This window comes from Bacillus sp. mrc49 (assembly GCF_002803435.1).
The window spans coordinates 1-6,112 of record NZ_PHNG01000679.1 but is presented as its reverse complement, the minus strand read 5'-3'; the positions used below and the strand labels follow the sequence as shown (position 1 = coordinate 6,112).

The following is a 6,112-nucleotide window of genomic DNA, read 5'->3' as shown; positions in this document are numbered from 1 at the left end:
CGAATTGCGCCGTTTTACTGAAAAATAAATCCTGGACAACAAAAAACTCCAGATCTTCGAGCATAGTATCAACAAAATTCACGTTGGAATCCACAAATGCCATGTCTTCACCGAATAAATACAGCGACTTTAGTTTTCCTTTCTTAACACCTTCAAGCATTTGATGATTATCCATTCCAGGATCTTTTGGCAAAGAGACGCCCCATGCCTTTTCATACCGTTTTCTGACCTGCTCGTCTTGAATCGGTTCATAGCCAGGGAACCATGAAGGCATTGTACCGAAATCGCATGCTCCTTGAACGTTATTATGTCCTCTAAGTGGGTAGGCACCTGTTCCTGGACGGCCATAATTCCCTGTGATTAAAAGCAGATTGGAGATTGCCGTACTCGTATCCGTTGCTCCCTTATGCTGGGTGACACCCATGGCCCATAAGATGCATGCCGATTTGGCTTCATGAATCATGGTTGCCAGCTCAATGAGTTCCTCCTTTGTAATGCCGGTCATTTCTTCCGCATAGTCCAATGTGAATTTATCAAGAGATTGAAGATAACTCTCAAGCCCGTTCACCCGATCCTTTAAGAACTGCTTGTCTTCCCAGCCTTGCTCTAACATATATTTGGTGACGGCTGATAACCAGATAAGGTCCGTACTGGGCTTGGGATGAATAAAGAGATTCGCCCGCTCCGCCAATTCATTCTCGCGTAAGTCTGCTACGATGAGTTTATGCCCATGGAGTTTATGAGCGCGTTTAATTCGGGTTGCTAGGACAGGATGGGATTCCGCAGGGTTAGCGCCAATTATGATCACCAACTCCGATTTCTCAATGTCCTTGATGGATCCGGAATCTCCCCCTATTCCTACCGTCCGCAGAAGCCCTGCCGTTGCCGGTGATTGACAATACCTCGAACAATTATCGACATTGTTCGTTCCCATGATTGCACGGGCAAATTTTTGGAATAGATAATTCTCCTCATTGGAACATTTGGATGAGGCAATATAACCGATCGAATCAGGTCCATGCTGTTCTTTGATATCTGTTAACTTGGAAGCGATCAGAGTCAGTGCCTCCTCCCATGTCGATTCAATGAATTCATCCCCCTGACGGATCAATGGCTTGGTTAGACGCTCTTCACTGTTTACATAGTCCCAGCCCCATTTGCCTTTCACACATGTTGAAATCCCATTTACCGGTGAATGCTCTTGAGGCTCAATTTTCAGGATTTGCCGATCTTTTGTCCATACTTCAAAGCTGCAACCAACTCCACAATAAGTACAAACCGTTTTTGTACGTTTGATTCTCGCCTTTCGCATTGCTGCTTCCACTTCTGAAATCGCGAAAATTTCTTTATACCCCGGTTCGACCTCCTTGGTTAAATCAATCATTGGTGCCAGCACTTTAGGGGGAATGGATGTTAGATAACCGGCTTCTCCCAACATCGATTTTTCCATTAAAGCATTACACGGGCAAACCGTTACACAGTGTCCACACGAAACACAAGATGATTCATCTATTGGTACATCGTTGTCCCAGATTACACGAGGTTTTTCACGTTCCCAGTCAATCGTTAATGTTTCATTCACTTGCAGATCTTGACAAGCTTCCACACATCTTCCGCATAAAATGCATTGATCTGGCTCATATCGATAGAAAGGATGTGAATGGTCTGGAGGATAAGGCTTCGCCTCGAATTTATATTTTTGATGCTCGATTTCCAGATACTCCGCCGTATTGTGAACTACACAATTTCCATTGTTATTATCACAGACTGTACAGTAAAGTTCATGATTCTTTAAGATTCTAGACATCGCCTCGTACTGCGCATCTTTCACAGGTTGGGAAAGCGTATCGACGTTCATTCCAGGTTCTGCTTTCGTCGCACAGGCACGTACCATTTCACCCCCAGCATTAACAAAGCATGTATCGCAAGTTTGAATGGTTCCTAAGTTTGGATGATAGCAAATACTTGGGATATATGATTCATTAGCTTGAGCCACTTCTAAAATCGTTTGTCCCGGATAAGCTACGTATTCCTTTCCGTTGATCTGAAAAGAAAATGAAGATGCAGATTCTTTCACATGTTTACCTCCTTATTATTCAGTGAGTATGTAGTCTTTATAGCATGCAAGTTTCACCTACAAACCCGATTCCTCTTATAGCATCTCCAATGAACGCAGGAATAATTTACACAAATCCCACAATATGTGAGAACCGAGAGCGCAAACCACATATCCCCTCTATCTTCTAATCTGCTATCGAAACCGCCAATTCAAGCAAATTCCCACCCGTTTAAAAGAAAACATTTCTGTCAAATACACATGTTTCACAAATAAGCGATCCAATTATTTATCCATCGGAAAGGCATAAGAAAACGATAAAAGGGTTAATCTTAGAAGGGATTATGTTTTGTAATTATGACGAAAGAAGGGTTTGAATAGTGGAAAAAGAAGTTTTATTTCAGCGGGTACATCATATGATTATTTCTTCAGCTAAAAAACCAAAATACACAGCCCTCTCTACCGTAAAGATTGCTGATCTATTTGGTGTAAAGCCTGATGTCATCGAAAACATGTTACAGGAATTAATTAATGAAGGACGGTTGCAAAAGTCTAAATTGAACGATCCGCCAAATTACGAAATATATTCATTACCTTGAGCGGAGTGGATTTCAAGGAAAGGAAAGAACAGGGGATCGATCCTTTTGGGATATTGGTAGAGGGATGCTCTCCATACAAAAACAGATTGCAGCGAGTGAAGGGAAAAACACTCCAAATAGGTTATCCTGGCAGCATTGCCCATTATTCATTGAGCGATCCTTAACCTGGTACACGATGTTCGATAATGACCTTACGTCACTGGATGGAACAGGCATTTCAAATTTGCCATGCGGAAAAGAGCCAGGTTAGATACGCACTACTGGTCTATCAATTCAGAAATTCGCCTCATTAATCAATAGAGAAGATCCTATTTCACTTCTGTTTGATTTGTACTAGAAATAACATGATAAACGATAGGACTACCATTAAAAGGACCCATAGCCAAGCTAGCTTCATATTTCCAGTGTCAATGGCCAAATAGATCGCTGTCGGTACCGTTTGCGTCTTTCCCGGAATGTTCCCGGCGACCATTAAGGTAGCACCAAATTCGCCCAGTGCTCTGGCCATGCTTAAAACACTTCCGGAAATGATCGCTCTAGAAGCCAAGGGAAGTGAAATCAGGAAAAAAACTTGCCATTCATTTGCCCCAAATACTCTCGCAGCAGCTTCAATTTCATGATCTATTCCCTGAAATCCAATCTTTGCTGACTGGTACATTAAGGGAAATGCCACAACGATGGATGCGAGAACAGCGCCCCACCATGTAAAAAGGATCGATTGCCTAAAAACCAATTCCAGTGCTTCCCCCACCACACTCTTCTTTCCCAACGCAATCAGCATTAAGAATCCCACAACCGAGGGAGGTAGGACCAATGGAAGCATTAAGATCGTCTCTAGTATAACTTTTCCTTTAAAATTATTAAGTGACAGCAGTCTCCCCGCTAAAGTACCTAAAATAATTACAGCTGCACCAGATATCATCGTGATTTTAATTGACAACAGTACGGGTGTTAGGAACGCTTGGAACATGTATCCTCCTACTTTAAGTAGTAATAATGATTTTTGTAATCTAATACCTAGTACCTCTTAAGAAGTTGATTTTTTGGTTTCAAAGAAACTCCTCTCAATTTCCTTGCTATCCAACCTAAAAACGGAAGGTATCCCTAAAAACAATGCAAATAAATGTAAATACCAATCTTTATTACTTTTTCTCGTGCCTATACACTTAAATATTTCTTGAAATTGAAATCTTTCATGGGCAGTGGCGATAGGAACTGCACCGAAATATTTCAAAACAAAATCAAATTCCAGCTGAACCGCTAGCTCCAACATGTCGTTTAGAGTATCAATGTAACTTTGGATGTTTTTTTCTTTATAAAGTTTTATAAAGTCGTTATTCACTTTCGAAACAAGTGACTCAATGCCGATTTCCGTTTTCTCCGTCATCTCTATCATTTTTTTTAGGTCCATTGCCTCTCCGCCTTTATTCGGTAGTTGAATCTTTTCCTTCTCAAAAACTATATCTGGACAACTCAAAATATCCCTTTACGCAAAAAAGAGATATTTTCGATGGGGAATTTTTTTAGTTAACCTTGAACAGGCTTATCAAATACATAAATCGTCATCGCTGTATCTATGTCCAAATCAATATCTGTAAAGATGCTCACAATTTTTGCATTCACCAAATCCTCGATTTTTTTCAGGACCGTGGGATTTTTATAAATTTGCTTTACTAATTTGGTTCTTGCTTCATGGACCATCCTTTGTCCATCTCTTGAACTGATCATAAAATTCTCTACATTCGTCAAATTGCCTTTCATCTCACTAATTGCCCAATTGTCTACAAAACGTGTATGAATCTCTTTTGGTCCATTTCCTACATATTCTTTACGTATCTCACGAATTAACATATTAAATTGATGTTCCATATCACGATACCTCCTATCGGGATCTTTTACTTTTTTGTCCTTCTGGTGAAGGTAATAGTATATAGCTGATTGTGAGCATGAGAATTACGATGGACAGCCATAAATTTTGAAATGAATTCCCATTATTCACTATAATGAACCGAATCGTCGCTGTAATTCCGATATATAAAAGGTATCTTAGCGGGAAATGGTGACTTTCTTTAAAATACGTTAAAATCATTGAAATGAATCCGAAATACAGGAAAAAAACCAAAATCTTACTGAACGTTTCATGAACATCTCCATTCTCCAGCAAGATATCACTTAAAATGTAATATAGTTCTCTAAAAAGAAAATAGGTAAGGATAAAACTAAGAATAATTAATGCTATATTCAATACTATTTGATAAAGTTTGATCAACGATTTTCCAGCTGATTCAACCATCTGTATCCTCCATCTTCGTAATACCACTCCTCATGATTTTTTTCCTTTCATTCACTTTCATTTTTCTACTGTTGTCCTGCCTACAAAATCTAGCTGCATTACTTCTGTCGTTTCATGGATCATATGAAATGAAGAACATACCCAAAGAGTTCCAAAATAAACAGTCCATGGGCATGTACTAAAGCAGTTTCATTTTTTTTACTGATGAAGAACGTTTTTAGCTATCGAAAAGCTAGGGATGCCCGGCTTCTTGCATCCTGTGCGTTCGCACGAATAAGGATCGACCATTTTACATTCATTCTGTACTTCGTCTTCAGAAATCATACTATTTACCGGCAGGAATGCAGACATTCCTAATAAGGCAAAAGAGAAATTGAACAAGCCTTTTGCACTCATTTAGTTATTTTTTCAGGCCTTCACCCAGCCCCTTCAATAAATCAATAGTAAACCTCATAACTCGATTCACATCGGGGTCTCTTAGCAGCTTCACTAAATCAAAAACACCGACTTTTTTGTTTGACTGGATTCCTTCCTCTGCTCTTTGAAGCCCTTTCGATAAGCCCCCCACTAATTTTTGTGTTGTCTCAGGGTCCAATTCTGTCAATACTCCAGCGGCAGCCATCGCATTATTGAGCGCATTAGTTACAGGCGGACGCAACATTTGCCCTACTGCAATTTTAGCTACATCTTCTTTTGCCTCAACCAAATTATTGATTGCCCCAAGAATTCCACTATCATGGAGTTCCTGGAGCAGTTTGATGGTTTCTTTAATCCCATCTGAATTTCGCGATATATCCTGCAAAACGTTATCAAGCTCCTGGCTTTGCTTTTCTTTTTCAGTAAACACTGGTTCTTCTATTTTCGTAATTGGTTTTGCCATTACATGTTACCTCCTATCACTTTCTATCTGCTGTTATATTCAGGTCTGCAATCGGGTCATAATCTTCACGATTCCATTTACGTTCAACCTGTACACCGAGCTGTGGGTTTCGCTTAGCATACCGAGGGTTGTATAAAGGAAGCGGTTTGCTCCCCTTGACATTAATTAATTCCATTTTCACTTTTGTCTGTTTATACGCTGGTGTTTGTGTTCGAACATCGCCAATGCTTCCAGTTAATAGATTAATGGCATTTTCATGGCTTACTGAATGCATCGGTACATAT

7 protein-coding genes and 1 pseudogene are annotated in these 6,112 nt (G+C 39.9%); 1 reads left to right on the top strand and 7 read right to left on the bottom strand.

Features of this window, described 5'->3' with window-relative positions:
- Nucleotides 1-2,077 (bottom strand): molybdopterin oxidoreductase family protein (locus CVN76_RS10785; RefSeq protein ID WP_100531242.1); only part of this gene is annotated, 2,077 nt, incomplete at its 3' end.
- A 359-nt stretch (nucleotides 2,078-2,436) separates the two neighbouring features.
- Here CVN76_RS10785 and CVN76_RS10780 point away from each other — a divergent pair.
- Entirely contained in the window at nucleotides 2,437-2,655 is a 219-nt protein-coding gene (locus CVN76_RS10780) for a PCI domain-containing protein (protein WP_100531241.1), read from the top strand.
- Between the two features lie 313 nt (nucleotides 2,656-2,968).
- Here the strand turns inward: CVN76_RS10780 and modB are convergent, their stop codons facing one another.
- The 6 genes and pseudogenes from modB to CVN76_RS10750 all read right to left on the bottom strand — a co-directional run.
- A complete protein-coding gene (modB, locus tag CVN76_RS10775) occupies nucleotides 2,969-3,625 on the bottom strand; it encodes a molybdate ABC transporter permease subunit (RefSeq protein ID WP_100531240.1) in 657 nt (218 codons plus the stop codon).
- A 57-nt stretch (nucleotides 3,626-3,682) separates the two neighbouring features.
- Nucleotides 3,683-4,066: a hypothetical protein gene (locus CVN76_RS10770; protein WP_100531243.1), complete on the bottom strand. Its 384-nt coding sequence runs from the start codon at nucleotides 4,064-4,066 to the stop codon at nucleotides 3,683-3,685.
- A gap of 116 nt (nucleotides 4,067-4,182) precedes the next feature.
- Nucleotides 4,183-4,524: a DUF2294 domain-containing protein gene (locus CVN76_RS10765; protein WP_061143588.1), complete on the bottom strand. Its 342-nt coding sequence runs from the start codon at nucleotides 4,522-4,524 to the stop codon at nucleotides 4,183-4,185.
- A 13-nt stretch (nucleotides 4,525-4,537) separates the two neighbouring features.
- A complete protein-coding gene (locus CVN76_RS10760) occupies nucleotides 4,538-4,948 on the bottom strand; it encodes a phosphate-starvation-inducible protein PsiE (protein WP_100531239.1) in 411 nt (136 codons plus the stop codon).
- 400 nt (nucleotides 4,949-5,348) lie between these two features.
- Nucleotides 5,349-5,828, bottom strand: coding sequence for a DUF1641 domain-containing protein (locus CVN76_RS10755; RefSeq protein WP_100531238.1), 480 nt, complete (start codon nucleotides 5,826-5,828; stop codon nucleotides 5,349-5,351).
- Nucleotides 5,829-5,844: 16 nt separating this feature from the next.
- Nucleotides 5,845-6,112 (bottom strand): annotated as a pseudogene (locus CVN76_RS10750) (oxidoreductase); the annotation flags it as partial.